Genomic DNA, 19,997 nt, shown 5'->3' with positions numbered 1-19,997 from the left:
ATTCTGCCCCGAATTACGACGGCGGTGCTTGGCTTTACGGTTAAGGAGAGAAGTCCTTGCCACTTCTGAAACCTCTGCCAAGGAGTACGCACGTGACCGCACCGAAGACCATCGTCATCACCGGCGCGAGCGACGGCATCGGCGCGGCCACCGCCCGACTCCTGCATGCCCAAGGCGATAAGGTGGTCCTCGTGGGGCGCTCCCCGGAGAAGACCGAACGCGTGGCCAAGCCGCTGGCCGCCGACTGGTTCACCGCCGACTTCCAAGACCTCCACCAGGTCCGCACCCTCGCGAAAACCCTCAAGGCCGCGTACCCACGCATCGATGTCCTGGCCAACAACGCCGGCGGCCTCTTCGCCGGCCCCGAACGCACCAGCGACGGATTCGAGAAGACGTTCCAGGTCAACCACCTGGCGCCATTCCTGCTCACGCACGAGCTCCTCGATGTCCTGCTCGACAGCCGCGCCAGCATCGTCAACACCTCAAGCGTCGCGGCCAAGCTCTTCGGCCGGATCAACATCGACGACCTGAACACCTGGAACGGTTTCACGCCGAACAAGGCCTACGGCAACAGCAAGCTCGCCAACATCCTCTTCACCCGCGGCCTGCATCAGCGCTACAGCGCACAGGGCCTCTCGGCGGTCGCGTTCCATCCCGGCAACGTCGCCACCAACTTCGCCGCGGATACCACCAGCTACCTCCGCCATGTCTACCGGACCGCGCTCAGCCGCTTCCTCATCTCGCCCGAGCAAGGCGGTGCCAACCTCGCCTACTTCTGCACCGGCACGCCCGGCACCGACTGGGAATCCGGCCGCTACTACAGCGACCGCCGCCGGATCAGCCGCACGAATCCCCAGGCCGCCGACGACAACCTCGTCCGCCGGCACTGGGAAGCCAGCGCCCAAATGCTCGGCCTCCCCGCCTGACCTTGCGCCAAGTACGACGGCGGCCGCCCACCTAAGGTGGACGGCCGCCGGTCTCGGAAGGGGAAGGTTAGGCGTTTTGCGTGATCCGCACGGTGTTGCCCGACGGGTCCCGGAACGCGCAGTCGCGAGGCCCCCACTGCTGCTCCATCGGCTCCTGCAGGACCTCCGCCCCGGCAGCCACCAGCTTCTCGAAGGCGGCGTCCAGGTTGTCCGTGCGGAACACGATGATCGGCAGGACGCCCTTGACCAGCAGTTCCTGGAGGATGTCGCCGTCGGCCTGCGAGCGGCCGGCATGCGGTGCGGACAGCACAATCTCGGCGGCGGGCTCCGAGGCGCTGCCGAGGGTGACCCAGCGGAAGCCATTGCCGGACACATCATTCCGGACTTCCAGTCCCAGTCCGTCCCGGTAGAACGGGAGGGACTCTTCGGGATCGTTGACAGTGATTTGGCAGTACTGCAGTGAAATAGTCATGTAGCCAAGCTACGTCCGCGCTGAGGTTGCCGCTTCTTCAATCCTGCTCGATCCGAACCGCGGCGGCCTGGTCAGCAGTTTGGCGATGCACTGCGGCATCGCCTCCATCGCGGCATGCTCGCGGCCCCGGTAAGCGCTCGGGCTCTCCCCCACCATTTCGGTGAAGCGCGTACTGAACGAACCCAGCGATGTACACCCCACCGTCATGCACGCATCGGTGACGCTCATGCCGGAGCGCAGCAGCGCCATGGCCCGCTCGATCCGCCGGGTCATCAGGTAGTTGTAGGGAGTCTCGCCGTACGCGGCCTTGAACCGGCGGGAAAAATGGGCCGGCGACATCAGCGCCCTGGCCGCCATCGTCGGCACATCGAGCGGCCGCGCGTAGTCCCGGTCGATCAGATCCCGCGCACGGCGCAGATGCGCCAGGTTGGCCAGTTCATCAGGGGTCACAGTTTGAGGCTAGCGCCACCCGCGGCGGCAGGGAAGACGTTCCCGGCCCCACGTGGCATATGGTTTTGTTGGACCCGGACAGCTCCGCCCGCGGCACCGACGCCCCACCAACGCCAAGGAGACTCCTACGCACCGCCCATCAGCCGCCCGCCCCGCCCTGCCCTGGGTGATCACCGGGATTGTGGTCCTGGCCCTGAGCCTGCGCGCCCCGATCATCGCCCCGACGGCGGTGATTGGCGAGATCCAGGCCGGCACCGGCCTCAACGCCATCGGCGCCGGCCTGCTCACCGGGCTTCCGGTGCTGCTCTTCGCCCTGGCCACCCCGCTGGCCACCCGCACCATCCGCCGCTTCGGCCCGGAGGCAACGGTCGTCCTGTGCCTGGCCGGCGTGCTTGCCGGAACGATCATCCGCTCGGCCGGCCCCGCCGTCGTCGTACTGGCGGGGACCGCGCTCATCGGCATCTCCATGACGCTGGGCAATATCGTTGTGCCGGTCATCATCCGGCGCGACGTGTCGTGGCGGCACGTCTCCACGGTCACCGGTGCATATTCGGCAGCGATGAATGTCGGCTCGATGGCCACGCTGCTCGGTACGGCGCCGCTCGCGGCACTCTTCGGCTGGCGGTGGGCGATCGCTTCGTGGGGCGTGGTCATCGCGGCGGGTCTGGCCTACTGGCTGGTGTGGGGACGGCATCAGCTCGGCACCCGTGCGGCCGCCGCAAAGTCCGTTCCCGCGGGGACGCAAACCAAGCGAACGACGGCGGAACCCGCTTCGGACGGCCCCGGGGCGGCGATGGCTGGGAACCACAACCGGCGGATTGTCGGCCTGCTGATCCTGGCGTTCTGCGGTCAGTCCGCCGCCTACTATGCCACCACCGCGTGGCTGCCGCTGTTGCTGTCCGAGACGCGGGGACTGGGCCTCGCGGCGTCAGGTGCCACGGCCTCGCTGTTCCAAGTCGCCGCTATCGCGGGCGCGTTCGGCGTGCCGCTGCTGGCCGCGCGGGCCCGCACCTGGATTCCGGTCGCGGTGATCGGGCTCTGCTGGATCACGCTGCCGATCGGACTGCTCATCGCGCCGGAGGCCTACGTACTCTGGTCGATCATCGGCGGCATTGCCCAGGGCGGCGGCTTCACCGCAATCTTTTCCCTCATCCCGCGCATCGCCCGAAGCGACAAAGAGGCAGCCTCGGCCTCTGCCCGCATCCAGTCAGGCGGGTATCTGGCGGCTACGTGCGCCCCGCCCCTGGCCGGCTGGCTGAACTCGGTCACCGGCGGCTGGTCCGCACCGCTGTTCCTGGTCCTCGCCGCGACCCTGGCTTTCGCCGTCGGCGGGCTGCTGGCGGTGCGGCTGTCGGAACGGCGCTGACAGGCGTCAGTCTGACGGCGCTTACGATCTGACGTTCCAAACAGCCCGCCAAGCAGAAAACGCCCGGCCAAGGTTACCCGGCCGGGCGTTTTCACGTGTTCAAGCCAAATCAGGCCTCGACGATCACCACGGTGACCACGGGCTTGCGCCGCAGCTGGCGGTCGGACCAGCGCACCAGCGCCTCAGCAATCGCCTTCTCGGCATCCGGGCCGGTCCTGTCGCCCTTGAGCCCGGCCAGCGTCTTCTCGACGATGCCGGTGGCCTTCTCCAGCTCGCCTGCCGCAGGCGCGAAGCCGACGGGGAAGAACTCGGGGTCCTCCTCCAGCTTCCCGGAATCCGGATTGACGATCGCCAGCACGGTCACCGCGCCGTCTTCGGCCAACCGGATGCGGTCCTGCAGGGACTCCTCGGTAGCGGCTCCCGCAATCATGTTCTCCACGTACACGTAGTCCGCCTTGACCTGGCCGGACACGCGGGCCACGCCGTCCTTGAGGTCAATCGTCGTGCCGTCCTCGACCACCAGCGCGCGCTTCGGGTCCACACCCGTGCGGACGGCCAGTTCGGCGTTGGCCTTGAGGTGGCGATGCTCGCCGTGCACCGGCATCACGTTGCGCGGGCGCACCAGGTTGTAGCAGTAGACCAGCTCGCCGGCGCTGGCGTGGCCGGAAACGTGGACCTTCGCGTTGCCCTTGTGCACCACGTTGGCGCCGAGCTTCGTCAGGTCGTTGATCAGCCGGTAGATGGAGGTCTCGTTGCCCGGGATCAACGAGCTGGCCAGCAGGACGGTGTCGCCCTCGGTCAAGTCGATCATGTGGTCCTGGCTCGCCATGCGTGCCAGCGCCGCCATCGGTTCGCCCTGCGAGCCGGTGCAGATCAGCACGGCCTTCGTGGGAGCCATCTTGTCCAGTTCCTTGAAGTCCACCAGCATGCCGCGCGGCACGTTCAGGTAGCCCAACTCCCGGGCAGTCTTCATGTTGCGGACCATCGAGCGGCCCACAAAGGCCACCTTCCGCCCGTACAGGTGGGCGGCGTCGATAACCTGCTGGATGCGGTGGATGTGGCTCGCGAAGCTGGAGACGATGATCCGGCGCGGAGCGGTGCGGAACACTTCGTCGATCGCCGGAGCCAGATCCTGCTCGGAGATCTGGAAACCGGGCACGTCGGCGTTCGTCGAGTCAGGCAGGAACAGGTCCACGCCCTCCTCGCCCAACCGCGCGAAACCGGCAAGGTCGGTGATCCGGCCGTCCAGCGGGAACTGGTCCATCTTGAAGTCACCCGTCGCCAGCACCAGTCCGGCGCCGGTGCGGATGGCCACGGCCATGCCGTCCGGGATGGAGTGGTTCACGGCCAGGAACTCCAGGTCGAACGGCCCGAACTTCTTCCGGTCGCCCTCCTTGACCTGCACGGTCTTGGCGGTGATGCGGTGTTCCTGCAGCTTGGTCTTGATGAACGCCAGCGTCAGCTTCGCGGAGATCAGGGGGATGTCCGAGCGTTCCTTCAGCAGGTACGGCACACCGCCGATGTGGTCCTCGTGCCCGTGGGTCAGCACAATGCCGACAATGTCGTTCAGCCGGTCGCGCAGGTAGGAGAAGTCGGGCAGGATCAGGTCCACGCCCGGGTGGTGCTCCTCGGGGAACAGTACGCCGCAGTCGACAATCAGCAGCTTGCCGCCGAATTCGAACACGGTCATGTTGCGGCCGATCTCCTCCAGCCCGCCCAGTGACACGATGCGCATGGCACCCTTGTCCAGCTTGGGGGGTGTCTGCGGCCCAGCGGGTGCGGAGTGGCGTGAAGTCCTAGTCATGGGATCCGATCTCTATGTGATTCTGCAATGGCGGGACGGCAACGCCCCAAGCCGGCTTACCGGCAGTGAAATTCCGGGGCCGAGACGCCCTGCGACGGATCGGCGGCCTGCCCCACAGCAACAACTGCGGGACGGCATACTTGTCTCTGACTTTATCACCGCACGCCAGAGCCCAACACCGCCGTCCTGCGCGAAACCTACGGGCTTCCTCACTCCAGCCCTGCCGCGACCGCTAAACGCCAAAACCAAAGCGCAAAGAACGACGGCGGCCGCCGCCAGCCGATACCGCAGCGCCGACCTGCCGATCAAAGAATTTTGCCAAGGTCATCGGTTGAGTCGCCGGCCAGCTGCTCCCGGTCGTCCTCGAGCCCAGGGTCGGCCTGTGGAAATTCCAGCAGGTCCGCCTTGGCTAGGTACGGGCTACGACCGGACGTTAAGCTCGCCGGTGGGGTGCCAACCATCGGGCAGTACCTGCAGGAGTATGTTGGGGACAGAACGTGACGTTAGGCGACGGCGCGGCACAATTTAGAATGTGGGCCGCTGCTTGGCAGGCAACAGGGGAAGGATCATTCATGAAGATCGGCATCATCGGAGCAACGGGCAAGGCGGGGCGCGCCGTCGTCATGGAGGCCCTCTCGCGCGACCATGAGACCACCGCCATCGTCCGGAATCCGGCGAGGGCCGCTGAGCTGTTCGGCGGAGGCGTCCCCGTCCTGGCCCGCGATGCTTTCGACCTGACCGCCGAAGATCTGGAGGCCTTCGACGTCGTTGTTAATGCGGTCGGCACGACTCCGGACCAGGCCCAGCAGCACGTCGACCTCGCCCGGGCACTGGTGAAACACGCGGACGGCAATGAGTCGCTGCGTCTGGTCTTTATCCTCGGCGCCGGCAGCCTGACTACGGGCGAGGGCAAACACCTCTTCGTGGAGGACATCCGCAAGGTGCCGGGAGCTGAGGCCTGGGTCTCCATCCCCGAGAACCAGCTCAAGGAACTTGAGTACTTGCGCACCGTGGACGACGTCGATTGGGTCGGCGTTTCCCCGTCGGCCACTTTCGAACCGGGCGAGGCACGGGGCGTTGTCCTGGGCATCGACCAGCTCCTGGTCGCCGACGACGGAACCTCCCACACGACGTCGGGCACTATGGCCGAGGCCATCCTCGACGAGATCGAGCGCCCGGCCCATCACAAGCAGCGGTTCACTGTCCGCGACCGCTCCTAGGCCTTCCGCGGGGAGGACCGCCGCCGGAACGCCACAACCAATTCGCTGGGAATTTACCCTGTTCTCTCCAACTTCCGGCGCCGGAGTGATTAGCTGGAACCGGGCGTACCTGCCCTGAACGAAGGAGAACCATGAGCCAGGAACGGAAAGAGAACTCGGACGACGCAGGCCGCGTGTCACGGGACGAAGAAGTGCTTTCGCCCGGCGAAGTCACTCCGGATGCAAAGGGCCTCGCCCAGGTCTACGGCGATGCGGACCGCACCAACACGGATGACCCCGTCACGCCTCCGGGTCCCGTTGATGCCGCGGCAATGGAGTACATGGAAGAGAAATTCACCGTGCGCGATGCCGGCCACGGCGAGCGCTACCTCGAAGAGACCCCGGAGTCCGAAGCGACCGAGTAACGGGCTGGCAACGAAGGAAACATGATGGCGAAGCTGCGCGTAGCTCCTTTCTGCATATCCCTCGACGGCTACGGTGCCGGGCCGGATCAGAGCGCGGAGAACCCGCTTGGTGTGGGTGGCGAACGTCTGCATGAGTGGGTGTTGCCCACCCGGGCCTTCCGGAGCAAACACGGCATGGGCGACGACGGCGAAACGGGTGTCGATAACGACATTGCCGACCGCTCGGACGCCGGCATCGGGGCCACCATCATGGGCCGGAACATGTTCGGACCCGTCCGGGGTCGGTGGGAGAACAGTGACGACTGGACCGGCTGGTGGGGCGATAATCCGCCCTTCCACCACCCCGTGTTCGTCCTCACCCATCACGAACGCGCCCCGCTTGAGATGGAGGGTCGAACCACTTTCCACTTCGTCAGCGGCGGAATCCACGCCGCCCGCGAGCAGGCGATCGACGCCGCCGGTGGCCTCGATGTGAAGCTCGGCGGTGGAGTGTCGACTATCCGGCAGTACCTGCAGGCCGGGCTCGTCGACGAACTGCAGCTCAGCATTGTGCCAATCCTGCTCGGTTCGGGCGAACGGCTGCTCACCGATCTTGGCGATCAGATACAGCACTACCGGCGCGCGGACATCGCCAGTTCGGCGTCGGCAGCCCACATCACGCTAGTCCGTGACGGCAGATGAACCTCGATACGCTGTAGGAGTGTTCTCGAAGCGACAGACCCAGGGATGGCACGCAACCGGGGACGCATTGGTCCTGGCTGATCGGCATCCCAGCGATCCGGCTCCTTCCAGCCGGCTGCCGGGTGTCATGATCGCCATCTGCATCTTCGTGGTGCTACTCGGTGGCGGCGTGGCGATATACAGCGGATACCTCATGGCCATCGGCGCTCCGGAGACCAGTTCGCCAGGCAGCCGAGGGAACATGCCGCGGCCTGTGGCGTTCGTCCTGGGCATCGGCTTGGCACTCTCATCTGTACTCATCGTGCGCCAGGAACGGCAGAGCCTAGGCAAGTTCCATGCGTCGATGACGCTCACGCCCGACCACGTGGTGGTGCACAACATTCGTGACCGGTTCATGGTTCCCTGGTCGGGCCTCCAAGAGGCAGGTCTCGAGAGAACCGGCCGCAAACAGCGGCTGAACCTCCGGCTGGATGGGCCGGCATCGTCCTACCGCACGGTGCATGCAGGCACGTCGTTGTCTACCTGCGTCCTCGAGAACGTGAGCTGCGCAGACGCCGGCCGCGACGCCGTCGTACTTCAGCATTACTTGTCCAAGGCCGACCAACGCCACCGCATTGGAACGGATGAATCGGCACGTCACGCGAACAGCGTGTGACCGCCGGACTAGGGCCGGTTATTCGAGGGTTTTGCCGATTTCCTCAGCAGTGTTGTGGAGTTGATCGACGATACCGGCAAGGCGTCCGGACTTCATCCGCTGGTCCGGACCAGTCGCGGTGACCACGCCGAGCAAAAGCCCGTCGACGTCGCGGACTCCGACCGCGACAGCGAACAGCCCCTCTTCGAGTTCGTTGTCAATCACGGCGTAGCCGTTCTCTCGGATCTCCTTGAGCTGACGCAACAACACTTTGCTATCGGTGATGGTTTGCGGGGTGAAGGACGCCAGAGACCCGGAGAGGAGCTGGGAGACCCGCGCGTCAGCGAGATCTGCCAACAGAATCTTCCCCGTCGCGCTGGCGTGCAGCGGGTACTGGCGGCGCACGTAAAGGTTCGAGACCTGCAACAGCCTTGAGGCCGAGGCCTCGGCAATGATCTCGTATTCAGTCTCGCTCTTGACGAGCGCGAAGCTGACGGTTTCGCTGATCTCCTGGGCGACCCCTTCAAGGACCGGCTGGACCTTCGCAGCCACCCCTGCCGTGGGGTCCGCCAGCCGTCCAAGCCTGGCCATCTCCCAGCCGAGCGTGTAGTTGTTCTCGGTTCGGTCAACGAACCCAACCTGTTCCATACTCAGCAGCAGCCGGAAGGCAGTGGGCCGTGTCATCCCGACGATCTGGGCCAGTTCAGTGACCGTGATCCCTTGGGGATGGCGGCCCAGCTCGCGCAGCAGCGTCATGGCCTTGACGACGGACTTGTTGGTGAGGTCCGGCGCTTCGGCGGATTCGTTGGTCGGTTCGGTTCCCGGCATGATCTTGTTTTCCTCTCGGGCGGGCATCAAACCCTTTGATTGCAGCAACACCACCTTATGCGGTGGACAGTCACCCTAGCCCCGCCGTGAAGTGCTCCTTCGACTGGATGGGAATCCGGAAGATGGGGCAGCACAGTGGCCCCCGCCGCTGTGCTGCCCCGCCGGTTTAGGGGTTACTTCCGACTGCTGCCGGAAGCTTCGCTGAGGACTAGGCCTTTGGTCTCCGGAGCCAGGAAGTGGGACACAATCCCGCCAATGATGGAGACTGCAGCGGCAAACACCATAGTGGTGGCGACACCCAGTCCTTGCATCGAGATCGGGAGGACGAATGTGCCTACAGCGGCGCCGACACGCGATGCTGCCGTCGCGAAACCTACGCCCGCTCCGCGGATTTCGGTAGGGAACACCTCTCCGGGGTACACGCCACAGAGGGCCGTGGAGACTGCGTTGAAGAAGGAGAAGATCAGGAAGCAAAGGATCACCACAGTGGGCGAAGCTCCGGCAAACAGACCCACAAGGAGCAGTGCCGCGGCCGAGATCCAGAAGGGCGGGATCGCCAGCTTGCGTCGGCCGACTCGCTCGATAAGCACAACCGAAAGGATCGAGCCGAGCACTACGATGCCGTTCAACGCGAGCGCCCCGGTCAAGCCGTCCTCAAGACCGAACTGCGAAAGTACGACAGGGGCAAAGGTGGCAATGGCGAAGTACGGTGTGACGTTGCAGATCCAGAAAACGCTGACGAAGGTAGTCGTCTTGATGTGCTCGGGAGAGAACAGGCTGCGGAAGCTGGACTTGCGGACCTTTTCCTCCATGAGGTCGCGCTGGTCTTCCTCGGTCATGAATTCGGCGGCGATCGCTTCGGCCTCCTTGATCCGCCCCTTACTCATCAGCCAACGAGGGGACTCGGGAGTGCCCAGCCGCATGAGGAAGACGATAACGGACGGAATGGTGCTGAGGCCCAGGACCACCTGCCAGTCGATTGTGATGGAACTGACCAAGGCATAGCCCATGGCGTAGGAGAACAGGTAGCCCACGTACCACGCGACCTCTTGGATGGCGAGCAGTTTCCCGCGTAGCCGCGCCGGCGCAAACTCGGCGAGCAAGGGCCATCCGATGGCGTAGTCGGCACCAATGGCCATGCCCATCAGAAGCCGGACGAAGAACAGCATCGCTGCGTCGGCGATAAAGAACTGGGCAACCGAGCCGATCAGGAAGACCGCCAGGGTGAACGTGAACATCGGCTTGCGACCGACTTTGTCAGCCAGATAGCCGCCGAGGGGCCCGCCGAAAAAGATGCCGATCAAGGCCGAGGCACCAATGAGTCCCTGCCAGGCGGCGGATAGCTGCAGGTCTTCCGTAATGGAAGGCATGACGACGCCGATGCCTCCGAGGATGAACCCGTCGATGAACATGCCTCCGGCGATGACCAGGCTCAGCTTGCCGAGGAAGCGACGTTGCTTCCCCTGCAAGGGTTGGATCGTGGATTTGCCGGGCGGCGATTGCATACGTGTGGAGGTCACGGTGGAAATCCTTGTCTTGTCTGAGGGGCGCGAGGAGCACAACGGCTGGTAGTAGCTTCGGGAGCCCGCCGCTCGCGCTGAGCGCGTTCATAAGTTGAACGTCACGTTCGAAGATATGACACGGATCACAAGATCGTCAAGTGGTTTTTTCTACCCAAATCAACTCTTGACAGTGACGTGGGCGACAACTAAATTGAACACCACGTTCAGAAATTGAACGTCCAAAGTTTCCCTTTTGCATCGGTCCAAGGAAGTCACGCTGCTATGAAGAATCAACCACTGAGCCTCTTCGCCTTCGACGTCAACGCCCCCGCCCATCTGACCTCGGGTTCGTGGCGTGACAAGGCTGATCAGGGCCACCGCTACACCGACCTGGCCTACTGGAAGGACGTCGCCCGGATGCTCGAAGGTGCCGGCTTTGACGGCATCTTCTTCGCCGACACCGTCGGCTACCACGACGTCTACGAAGGCCGGCCCGACGCGGCGTTGCGCGATGCTGCGCAGTTTCCCGTCAACGACCCGATGCTGTTGATCAGCGGCATGGCCGCTGTGACGGAAAAGCTCGCGTTTGGCGTCACGTCTTCCGTGTCTTATGAGCAGCCGTACCTGATGGCACGGCGCTTCAGCACCCTCGACCACCTGACCGGCGGACGCGTGGGATGGAACGTCGTCACCTCGTACTCCGAGTCCGCAGCCAAGAACCTGGGGACGGGGCAGCAGCTCGACCACGACGAGCGCTACGAGCTGGCCGAGGAATACATGGAAGTGCTCTACAAGCTCTGGGAGCGATCCTGGGCGCCCGACGCCGTCGTCCGCGACGCGGAAGGTGGCACTTTCATCGATCCGTCCCGCGTCCGACCCATCGAACACTCGGGCAAGTACTTCTCCGTTCCGGGCATGCATCTGTGCGAGCCCTCGCCGCAGCGGACTCCCGTGCTGTTCCAAGCCGGCGCCTCTCCCCGCGGCATGGCCTTCGCCGGACGGCACGCCGAGGTCGTGTTCATCAACGCCGTCTCGGTAGCACAGGCCCGCCGAAGCGTCGAAAAGATCCGGCAGGCCGCCGTCGAAAACGGCCGCAATCCGCATGACATCAAGGTCGTCGTCCTGCTGACAGTCATTACCGCGCCGACCGACGAAGAAGCCGAGGTCCTTCACCGGCAGGCGCTTGCAAACGTCACCGTCGAGGGGACGTTGGCCCGCTTCGGCGGATGGACCGGCGTCGACCTGTCCACCGCCGATCTGGACGCCCCGCTCACCCACGTGAAAACGCGTGGTGTCCAGTCGATCGTGGACATGTTCTCCAAGGCCGATCCGGACCGCGTGTGGACCCCCCGCGCCATCGCCGAGTTCCTCGGTATCGGCGGCACCGGAAGCACCATTGTCGGCTCGCCCGAAACTGTCGCCGCCGAGATCAAACGCTGGCGCGACGAAGCCGACGTCGACGGCATCAACCTCAGCTACACCGCCAAGCCCGACGGCTGGAAACGCTTCATCGAGCACGCGCTGCCCGAACTGCGCCGCCAGGGCCTCGTCGCCGAGACTTCCCCGGGACAGCAGCTAACGCTCCGCGAGAAGCTCTACGGTCCCGGGAACCAGTACACGCTGCCCGGACACGCCGCCACCGAATACCGCAACGCCCCCGCCGTCGCCCTCGCTTCCTAGCGGGATCCAGGCAAGACAACAACACAAGCAGGAGAAGCACCCCATGACTGAAACCACAGACGTCGTCGTCGTCGGCGCCGGAGTCGCCGGGCTCATCACCGCCCGCGAGCTCACCCGCAAAGGCCTGAACGTCGTCGTCCTTGAAGCACGTGACCGGATCGGCGGCCGCACCTGGACGGATCACCGGCTCGGCCATGATCTGGAGATCGGCGGTACCTGGCTGCACTGGACCCAGCCGCATGTCTGGGCCGAGGTCACCCGCTACGGCCTTGACGTGACGCGCGGCCCCCGCTCCGAGGAGACCTTCTGGCTCGCCGGCGACGAGGTTCGCCACGGCGCGCTCGAGGACTTCATGGAGCTCATCGACCCGGGCATGACCCGGCTGCTGGAAGACACCATGAAGTGGATCCCGCGGCCCGACCAGCCGCTGAAGGTGCGGGAGATCGCGGAGGTCGACCAGTTCAACCTGCAGGAGATGCTCGACGAACTGGACCTGTCCGTGGACGAGCGCAACGCCAACGAGGCGGCCTGGGTGGGGCACTTCAACGGTCCTCTGGATAAGTGCGCCTACACCAACGCGCTGCGCTGGACCGCCGCTGCGGCCGGATCCTGGCATCTGATGCACGAGGCGTCGGCAATCTTCCGCCTCGCCAACGGCACCCGCAGCCTGGTTGATGCCATCGCCCAGGACTCCGGGGCGGACATCCGGCTCGGCTCCCCCGTCAGCTCGATCGTGCACAATGCCGACTGCGCCGAGATCACCTACGGTGCCGGCGAAACGATCCGGGCCGCCAAGGTGGTCATCACGGTCCCCATGAACACGCTGCACCAGCTCAACGTCTTCCCGGCGCTGCCCGAAGGCAAGATCCGCCCCAGCATCGAGAAGACCGGCTCACGCGGCGTGAAGGCCTGGATCCGGGTCCGCGGCCCCATCAAGCCGTTCTTCGCCTACTCCACGCAGCACCACCCGCTTTCCGTGGTGCGCACGGAGTACATCAGCGAAACCGAAGCCGTACTCGTGGCTTTCGGCGCGGACTCCACGCGCCTCGACGTCAACGACATCGACGCCGTCCGCGGAGCTCTGAAGGTATGGCGTGATGATCTGGAGGTGCTGGAGACCACGGGCCACGACTGGATGGCCGATGAATACTCCCAGGAGACCTGGCTGATCCAGCAGCCGCGGCAGCTCACCCAGTACCTCGAGGCCCAGCAGCAGAACACCGGGGCCCTGCATTTCGCCAGCGCAGACTACGCCAACGTCTGGCCCTGCTTTATCGACGGCGCCATCGAAAGCGGCTTCAACGCCGCCCGCGAAATCCACGCCGCCATCACCGCTTCCGCCCAACTCACCCCTGCAACCTAAGGAAGAACCATGAGCATCGCGACCCTCTCCCCGGCGATCGCGCCGGACCACTACCGCTCCGTCATGCGTCATTTCCCTACCGGCGTCGCAGCCGTCTGCGCCATCGACCCGGAGACCGGCAAGCCCTGCGGCATGATCGTAGGCACATTCCAGGCGCTGTCCATGGAACCGGCGCTGGTGACCTTCAGTGTCACCCGGACCTCGACCAGCTGGCCCAAGATCGCCCGCTCCGGATCGTTCAGCGTCAGCCTGCTCGCCGACGGCCAGCAGGCGGTGTGCAAGGCCCTCTCGAGCAAGGCGGAGGACAAGTTCGTGGCGATCGACTGGGAGGATTCCCGGCAGGGAAATCCGCACATCAACGGCGCCCTCGGCTGGATCGACTGCACCATCAAGCAGGAGCTCGACGGCGGCGACCACCTGCTGATCGTCGCCAGCGTCCAGGAGATGCAAGAGGCCGACGGCGAACCCCTCGTCTTCCACGGCGGCCGCCTCGGCGGTTTCCGCGAGAGTGCCGCGGCCTGAGAAGGAGAAAATTCATGACCATAACAACCGCTTCCACCGCCACAACCGCCACCGAGCTGGAAGACATCCTGGCCGCCGCGCATGGGGCTGCCGGTCTCTGGGGCGCCCTTCGCCCGGCACAGCGGGCGGACATCCTTGACCAGGTGGCCGCTGCACTGGATGCATCGGCCGAGGAGCTCATTCCCCTGGCCGCCCAGGAAACTCATCTGACCAACGGCCGCCTCACCGGGGAACTGAAGCGCACTACCTTCCAGCTGCGCCTCTTCGGCGAAGTCCTGCGCGATGGCGGATACCTTGATGCCCGGATCGACCACGCCGACCCCGACTGGCCCATGGGCGCCCCGCGGCCGGATCTGCGCCGGGTCCAGCGACCCATCGGCCCGGTTCTGGTCTTCGCGGCGAGCAACTTTCCCTTCGCGTTCTCGGTAGCCGGCGGCGACACCGCCTCCGCCCTGGCCGCGGGCAACCCTGTCATCCTCAAGGCCCATTCCGGCCACCCCGAGCTCTCCGTCCAAACAGCCCGGATCGTGATCTCGGCACTGCGCGCCGCTGGAGCCCCGGAGGGTGTCTTCGCCCTGATCGAGGGCACCGACGCCGGGAGCGCGGCCCTGCGGGACCCGAGGATCAAGGCCGGAAGCTTCACCGGTTCAATCCAGGGCGGGCGTGCGCTGATGGACATCGCAGTCTCCCGCCCCGACCCCATTCCGTTCTACGGGGAGCTCGGCAGCAACAACCCCGTCTTCGTGACTGCGAAGGCGGCAGCGGCACGGGGCACGAGGATCGCCGAGGAGTTCGTCGCCTCGTTCACCCTCGGCGCCGGGCAGTTCTGCACCAAGCCCGGGACAATCTTCGTTCCCTCGGGCTCCCGCATGGTCGAGTACCTGCGGTCGGCCGCCCTGCCCGACGGCGCGGCGTTGCTCAATGACCGCATCCAGTCCGGCTACCTCGAATCCCTCCGGCAGCTTTCCGCGCACCAGCACATCAGTGTCCTGGCACAGGGCCCGGATCCCCTGTCCGATCCGCCCTCGCCGACACTGCTGCTGACCCGCGCCGAACACGTCCTCGCCGCACCGCGCGAGCTGGAGGCGGAATGCTTCGGGCCCACCGCCGTCGTTATTGAGTACGACGACGAAAGCCAGCTCGTTCCCCTGGCCGAGTCCTTTGAGGGCCAGCTGGCGGCCACGATCCAAGCTGAGGATGACTGCCCCGTGGCGGAGCTGGTGCAGGTGCTGGACGAAAAGGCGGGACGGGTGCTGTGGAACCAATGGTCCACCGGCGTCTCCGTGACCTACGCGCAGCAGCACGGCGGCCCCTACCCGGCCACCACCGCACCGGGCTCCACATCGGTGGGCACGGCGGCGATCGAACGCTTCCTGCGTCCCGTCGCCTTCCAGGGCTTCCCGCAGCATCTGCTGCCCGAGGCGCTGCAGGACAGCAACCCGCTCAACGTGCCACAAACGGTCAACGGCCAGCGCTGACACCGCTGCCGCGCCTGGCCCCGGTCAGGTGCGGCAGCCGTCCCTCGATCAAGTCCGCCCCGCGATAGGAAAGTCAATGCCTGTCATCGAAGGAACCCTTGCGCACCGCCGTTCCACTCCTCCCGGATGGGCGGTCCAACGCGTCGCCGGCGCACTCGAAACCGAACAACAGGCAGGCAGAAGGACGAACACCATCGACCTCGCCCGGCGCACCGGCCTCAGCAAGGGCCTGGCACGCCGCTGCCTCAACCACCTTCAAACCATGTCGGCCGCTGTCAACCCGCGGTGACAACGGCGCTCCGTCGAGCCCAACGGATAGTCTCCAGGACTTTTCAGGAGTACGGTGCCGGAAAGTACTGCTCAGCAACTGCTTGAGAAGGAAGCCATGGACCTAGATCTGTTTGCCGGCATTCCCGTCCGCGATTACGCCGAAGCGACAGCCTGGTATGAGCGGCTCCTGGGAGCCCCGCCATCGTTCCTGCCCAACGACACCGAGGCGGTCTGGGAGCTCGCCGAGCACCGGTATCTGTTCATCGAAGTGCGGTCCGGGCATGCCGGGCACGCCATGCACACAGTCTTCCTCGGCGACTTTGACGCCCGCATCTCGCAGATCGCCGAGCGGGGACTCGAGCCGGCTGTGCGCGAAACCTACGAAAACGGTGTCCGCAAGGCGACCTTCCGAGACCCGGACGGCAACGAGATCGGCTTCGGCGGCGCACCAGTCTGACCGAATCTACGCGCTGGTGCCACTATCGGGAGGCCTGGCGCGTCTGAAGCCCCACAGAACCCTGCGGGGCTTCATTGTTCTGTACGGTATTCGGCTATGGGGCCCGGTCGCTGGCCGGCTCTTCCACTTCGGACTTGTCGAGGAAAGCCTTCACTTCGGAGTCATCGGACTTCGTCCAGGTCTCGTCTCTGGCATCCTGGTCTCCCTGACGGGTTTCCGGCGTGCGCGCGGTTTCCTTTCTGAAGCCCCAACCGAAATCCTTGTTCGAGGCGTAGCACATCACGAACCTCCTTCATCTCGGTCCTTTAATCGTCCTCCGGTCAACCGCGGAAGCCAAGTGTCGGGCACGCTCCTGCGGAGATTCCTGTTGCTCCCGCAGTAGGTACAAGGGTGGCCCCAGATGTGTCCGCTGCAACAGTTCCGTAACCTATGAGGTTAGGTAAGGCTTACCTGCCTATGCTTTCCCGGTGACTATCCAGTTGGACCTTGCCCGTGTTTCGTTCGCCGCCGATCTGGCGCGCCACGGAGACCAACCCGCCGTCCTCATAGAGGACCGCGTCCTGACCTACCGAGAGCTGGCCAACCGCGTCGACGACGTCGCGGAGCGACTGGGACCAGTGCGGCGGCTGGCCGTGCTGGCGGCGGCCAATGACCTGGATTCGCTCGTCGCCTATCTGGCCGCGCTGTCCGGCGGCCACCCGCTCATCCTCGTTCCGGCCGATAAGCCTGCTGCCCTCGGATCGATCCTGGCGAGCTACGATCCGGACGTCGTCATGCGCTCGGGCACTGGGGAACCGGTGCTGGAAGTCCGGCGTGAAGGAACGGCCCATCAGCTCCACCCCGAGCTGGCTCTGCTGCTGAGCACGTCCGGCTCCACGGGGTCACCCAAGCTGGTGCGCCTCTCCCGGGAAAACCTGCAGTCCAACGCCGGGGCAATCGCCGAGTATCTGGACATCCAACCCAGCGACCGCGCAGCCACGACGCTGCCGATGTCCTACTGCTACGGACTCTCGGTCATCAACAGCCACCTGCTGCGCGGCGCAGGGCTGGTGCTCACGGACCTGTCCGTGGTGGACCCATGCTTCTGGGACCTTTTCCGGGAGCAGCGCGCGACGACGTTTGCGGCAGTTCCGTACACTTTCGAGCTGCTCGACCGGGTCGGATTCGCCGGTATGGACCTTCCGGGCCTGCGGTACGTGACCCAGGCTGGCGGCCGGCTCGATCCGTCAACCGCGCACCGGTACCGCGAGCTGGGCCAGCGCGGCGGCTGGGACCTGTTCGTGATGTACGGGCAGACCGAGGCCACCGCACGGATGGCGTACCTCCCGCCGCAGCTCGCAGCCGAGAACCCGGGGACCATCGGCATTCCCGTGCCGGGCGGCGCCTTCCGTATCGATCCGGTGCCCGGACTGGAGGACGGCGAGCTTGTCTACACCGGACCCAATGTCATGCTGGGCTACGCCGAGTGCCCCGGAGACCTCGCGGCCGGCCGCACGAGTGACGAGCTGCGCACCGGGGACCTCGCCCGGAGGCACGCGTCCGGCGTGTACGAGGTGGTGGGACGGCGCAGCCGGTTTGTGAAGATCGTCGGCCTGCGCATCGACCTCGGCCAGGTGGAGAAGATTCTCGCCGAGCTCGGGGTGCCAGCAGCCAGCGCCGGATCCGATAGGGGCCTCGTGGTCGCAGTCGAGGGTGACCACGACGCGGCCCTGTTGGGCAAGGTGCTGGCCCAAAAACTCGGACTCCCGCGCGGTGCCGTGGAACTGCACGCCGTCGTTAGCTTCCCTCGCCTGGCGAACGGCAAGGTTGACTACCAGGCCGTGCTGGCCCTCGCCCGGCCGAACCCGGAACCTGAACCTCAACCTGCGGCACCAGAGCGCTCCCCAGCTGGACCGGCGGACGTCCGGACAATTTTCGCCGAGGCGCTGGAGTGCGACGACGTCAAGGACACGGACACGTTCGTCTCGCTGGGCGGCGATTCGCTGTCCTACGTGGCGGCCTCGGTCCGGCTGGAGAAAGCGCTAGGGCACCTGCCTCCGGACTGGCACGTCACACCCATCGGCGAACTGGCACCGCGGCCGAGGGCAGCCGGGCGCGGAAGACGCTGGTTCGCGCCGCTGGAGACCGGCATCCTGCTCAGGGCGGCGGGGATTGTCCTGATCATCGGAACCCATGCACAGCTCTTGCATTGGCCGGGAATGGCCCATGTGCTCTTCGCAGTGGCTGGCTACAACTTCGCCCGCTTCCAGCTTAACGGCGACCGCATGCCACGTCTGCGCCGGCAACTGCGCAGCCTCGGAAGGATCATCGTGCCGAGCGTGGCCTTCATCGCCGTCGCCTACGTGCTCACCGACAGGTACGGCCCGGAGAATCTGGCGCTCCTCAACTCCTTCGTGGGGCCGGAGACGTGGACCACCCGCTGGGACTTCTGGTTCATCGAGATGCTGGTCTATGTGCTGATCTCCGTGGCGGCGCTGCTCGCCATTCCCTGGGCGGCCCGGGCGGAGAGCCGCTTCCCCTTCGCGTTTGCGCTAGGCCTGACCGCCGTCGGCCTGCTGACCCGCTTCGAGATCCTCAACCCGCCAGCACCGAACCCCGCACCCGTGCTGTGGCTCTTCGCCCTGGGCTGGGCGGTGGCGCGGGCCAGGAACCTGCCGAGACGGCTGGCGGTATCGGCCATTGCCGTGCTCACCGTACCTAGCTTCTTCGGTGACCCGTATCGCGACGCGACCATCCTCGCCGGCATCCTCCTGCTCACCTGGCTGCCCGCGGTCCCGGTCCTGTCCTGCCTCCACCAACTGCTGGGAGTGCTTGCCGCCTCGTCGCTGTATGCCTACGTCACCCACTGGCTTGTCTACCCGGGACTGGCGCCCGTCAGTCCTGCCCTGGCGGTGGCCGCTTCGCTGGCGGCAGGAGTAGCGTACTGGGCCCTGTCCATGCGGGCGATGGGCATGGCGGGCCGCTGGGTGACGGCGTTTCGGACTCGGTCGGCATCCTCCCGTACCCCGGCGTCGCCAAACACGGCCGTCCCTGCCTAGCTCCGGTGCAACCGTTCGTCAGTGTTGGAATATCGACGGCGGCCGGCGAGGTGGGTTCCATGAGACCAGCACAATTCACTCATCCGGAGTTTTCGCAATAGTCTGGCCGCATGGATACAAGCACCGTGAAGCCCGGCGAACGGGTTGACAGGCAGGCGCGCATTCTTGAGGCCGCCATGGACCTGCTGTCGCGCCATGGCATCTCGGGCGTTAACATGCGTGCCGTCGCGCGAGAAGCCGGCGTCGCCTTGGGGCTTGTGAACTACTACTACGAAGACAAGACAAGCCTGATCCGGGCGGCATTGAAGCGCGTTGACGAGCATGACATTGCGCTGGTCAAACCCGATCCGGCGTCGCCGCCAAAGGAGCGGCTCCTTGAGGCCCTTCGGCGCGTTGCCGATCCGGAACTGCTGACCACGCCATATTTGTCGTTACGCCTCCACTTATGGGCGCTGGCGCAGGCCAATGAAGACTTTGCTGCAATAAATGACGCAGCGTTCGAGCGCTACGTCGACGGGCTCGCTGCCTTGATTGGGAAGGCCAGGCTTGATCTGGCACCTGAAGAATGCAGGAAACGGGCAGACGACATAGTGGTAATCCAAAATGGCATGTGGCTGACGGCGCTCCTTGGCTTGGACCGGGCGTCCACCGAGAGAAGCATCAACCGCACAGAAGAGATCGCCTTCGCCCCCTAGCGGAAAGAACAGTACCTCCGATCCCACACGATACGTAACCCTCTGCCGATCACCAACGGCACACTCTTGCATGGCCGGCGGACAGTTCATGGTTACGCGGCATCGCTGTAGCAAATTTAGCTTGAACATCTGTTCAAATCTAGTCTTGAACAGATGTTCAAACTCGACTACTCTCCACTCTATGAGCCAGATCACATCAGAGAGCAA

Annotated in this window: 20 protein-coding genes; 14 read left to right on the top strand and 6 right to left on the bottom strand. The window is 65.3% G+C overall.

Features of this window, described 5'->3' with window-relative positions:
- Positions 1–92 precede the first annotated feature (92 nt).
- On the top strand, positions 93–926 hold the full coding sequence (locus HGO92_RS05610) for an SDR family NAD(P)-dependent oxidoreductase (protein WP_169992659.1): 834 nt from the start codon (positions 93–95) through the stop codon (positions 924–926).
- 67 nt (positions 927–993) lie between these two features.
- On the opposite strand, the gene HGO92_RS05605 is transcribed toward HGO92_RS05610, so the two are convergent.
- Positions 994–1,398, bottom strand: a complete 405-nt coding sequence (locus tag HGO92_RS05605) for a VOC family protein (protein ID WP_169992657.1) — start codon at positions 1,396–1,398, stop codon at positions 994–996.
- A gap of 9 nt (positions 1,399–1,407) precedes the next feature.
- Complete coding sequence (locus HGO92_RS05600) at positions 1,408–1,848, bottom strand: helix-turn-helix domain-containing protein (RefSeq protein ID WP_169992655.1); 441 nt, start codon at positions 1,846–1,848, stop codon at positions 1,408–1,410.
- A 52-nt stretch (positions 1,849–1,900) separates the two neighbouring features.
- Between HGO92_RS05600 and HGO92_RS05595 the strand changes: the two genes are divergently transcribed.
- The gene (locus tag HGO92_RS05595; RefSeq protein ID WP_346768864.1) at positions 1,901–3,214 is read left to right on the top strand and encodes an MFS transporter; all 1,314 of its coding nucleotides are present in this window, start codon (positions 1,901–1,903) and stop codon (positions 3,212–3,214) included.
- Between the two features lie 109 nt (positions 3,215–3,323).
- On the opposite strand, the gene HGO92_RS05590 is transcribed toward HGO92_RS05595, so the two are convergent.
- On the bottom strand, positions 3,324–5,018 hold the full coding sequence (locus HGO92_RS05590; protein ID WP_440915761.1) for a ribonuclease J: 1,695 nt from the start codon (positions 5,016–5,018) through the stop codon (positions 3,324–3,326).
- Positions 5,019–5,590: 572 nt separating this feature from the next.
- Here HGO92_RS05590 and HGO92_RS05585 point away from each other — a divergent pair.
- The 4 genes from HGO92_RS05585 (at position 5,591) to HGO92_RS05570 (ending at position 7,978) form a co-directional block, all read left to right on the top strand.
- Positions 5,591–6,238: an NAD(P)-dependent oxidoreductase gene (locus HGO92_RS05585; protein WP_169992653.1), complete on the top strand. Its 648-nt coding sequence runs from the start codon at positions 5,591–5,593 to the stop codon at positions 6,236–6,238.
- Positions 6,239–6,369: 131 nt separating this feature from the next.
- Positions 6,370–6,642: a hypothetical protein gene (locus HGO92_RS05580; protein ID WP_169992651.1), complete on the top strand. Its 273-nt coding sequence runs from the start codon at positions 6,370–6,372 to the stop codon at positions 6,640–6,642.
- A 24-nt stretch (positions 6,643–6,666) separates the two neighbouring features.
- Positions 6,667–7,323 carry a dihydrofolate reductase family protein gene (locus HGO92_RS05575; protein WP_169993083.1) on the top strand — a complete coding sequence of 219 codons (657 nt, stop codon included), beginning with the start codon at positions 6,667–6,669 and terminating at the stop codon, positions 7,321–7,323.
- Positions 7,324–7,342: 19 nt separating this feature from the next.
- Positions 7,343–7,978: a hypothetical protein gene (locus HGO92_RS05570; protein ID WP_169992649.1), complete on the top strand. Its 636-nt coding sequence runs from the start codon at positions 7,343–7,345 to the stop codon at positions 7,976–7,978.
- 18 nt (positions 7,979–7,996) lie between these two features.
- Here the strand turns inward: HGO92_RS05570 and HGO92_RS05565 are convergent, their stop codons facing one another.
- A complete protein-coding gene (locus tag HGO92_RS05565) occupies positions 7,997–8,785 on the bottom strand; it encodes an IclR family transcriptional regulator (protein WP_169992647.1) in 789 nt (262 codons plus the stop codon).
- Positions 8,786–8,958: 173 nt separating this feature from the next.
- Entirely contained in the window at positions 8,959–10,305 is a 1,347-nt protein-coding gene (locus HGO92_RS05560) for an MFS transporter (protein WP_346768863.1), read from the bottom strand.
- Positions 10,306–10,569: 264 nt separating this feature from the next.
- Here HGO92_RS05560 and HGO92_RS05555 point away from each other — a divergent pair, with 264 nt between their 5' ends.
- The 6 genes from HGO92_RS05555 (at position 10,570) to HGO92_RS05530 (ending at position 16,057) form a co-directional block, all read left to right on the top strand.
- Positions 10,570–11,967, top strand: coding sequence for an LLM class flavin-dependent oxidoreductase (locus tag HGO92_RS05555; RefSeq protein WP_169992645.1), 1,398 nt, complete (start codon positions 10,570–10,572; stop codon positions 11,965–11,967).
- Between the two features lie 4 nt (positions 11,968–11,971).
- The gene (locus HGO92_RS05550; protein WP_346768877.1) at positions 11,972–13,330 is read left to right on the top strand and encodes a flavin monoamine oxidase family protein; all 1,359 of its coding nucleotides are present in this window, start codon (positions 11,972–11,974) and stop codon (positions 13,328–13,330) included.
- A 9-nt stretch (positions 13,331–13,339) separates the two neighbouring features.
- Entirely contained in the window at positions 13,340–13,852 is a 513-nt protein-coding gene (locus tag HGO92_RS05545; protein WP_169992641.1) for a flavin reductase family protein, read from the top strand.
- Between the two features lie 14 nt (positions 13,853–13,866).
- Positions 13,867–15,330, top strand: a complete 1,464-nt coding sequence (locus tag HGO92_RS05540; RefSeq protein WP_169992639.1) for an aldehyde dehydrogenase (NADP(+)) — start codon at positions 13,867–13,869, stop codon at positions 15,328–15,330.
- 76 nt (positions 15,331–15,406) lie between these two features.
- Entirely contained in the window at positions 15,407–15,619 is a 213-nt protein-coding gene (locus HGO92_RS05535) for a hypothetical protein (RefSeq protein WP_169992637.1), read from the top strand.
- 96 nt (positions 15,620–15,715) lie between these two features.
- Entirely contained in the window at positions 15,716–16,057 is a 342-nt protein-coding gene (locus tag HGO92_RS05530) for a VOC family protein (protein WP_169992635.1), read from the top strand.
- Positions 16,058–16,151: 94 nt separating this feature from the next.
- Here HGO92_RS05530 and HGO92_RS05525 read toward each other — a convergent pair whose 3' ends face one another.
- Positions 16,152–16,337: a hypothetical protein gene (locus tag HGO92_RS05525; protein ID WP_205834190.1), complete on the bottom strand. Its 186-nt coding sequence runs from the start codon at positions 16,335–16,337 to the stop codon at positions 16,152–16,154.
- A gap of 187 nt (positions 16,338–16,524) precedes the next feature.
- Here HGO92_RS05525 and HGO92_RS05520 point away from each other — a divergent pair, with 187 nt between their 5' ends.
- Positions 16,525–19,095, top strand: coding sequence for an AMP-binding protein (locus HGO92_RS05520; RefSeq protein WP_169992631.1), 2,571 nt, complete (start codon positions 16,525–16,527; stop codon positions 19,093–19,095).
- A 110-nt stretch (positions 19,096–19,205) separates the two neighbouring features.
- A complete protein-coding gene (locus HGO92_RS05515; protein ID WP_169992630.1) occupies positions 19,206–19,790 on the top strand; it encodes a TetR/AcrR family transcriptional regulator in 585 nt (194 codons plus the stop codon).
- The last annotated feature ends 207 nt before the right edge of the window (positions 19,791–19,997 follow it).

Source organism: Crystallibacter degradans (genome assembly GCF_012952295.1).
Classification (GTDB): domain Bacteria; phylum Actinomycetota; class Actinomycetes; order Actinomycetales; family Micrococcaceae; genus Crystallibacter; species Crystallibacter degradans.
The sequence above is the reverse complement of the archived record's forward strand: the minus strand, read 5'-3'. Positions and strand labels throughout refer to the sequence as shown.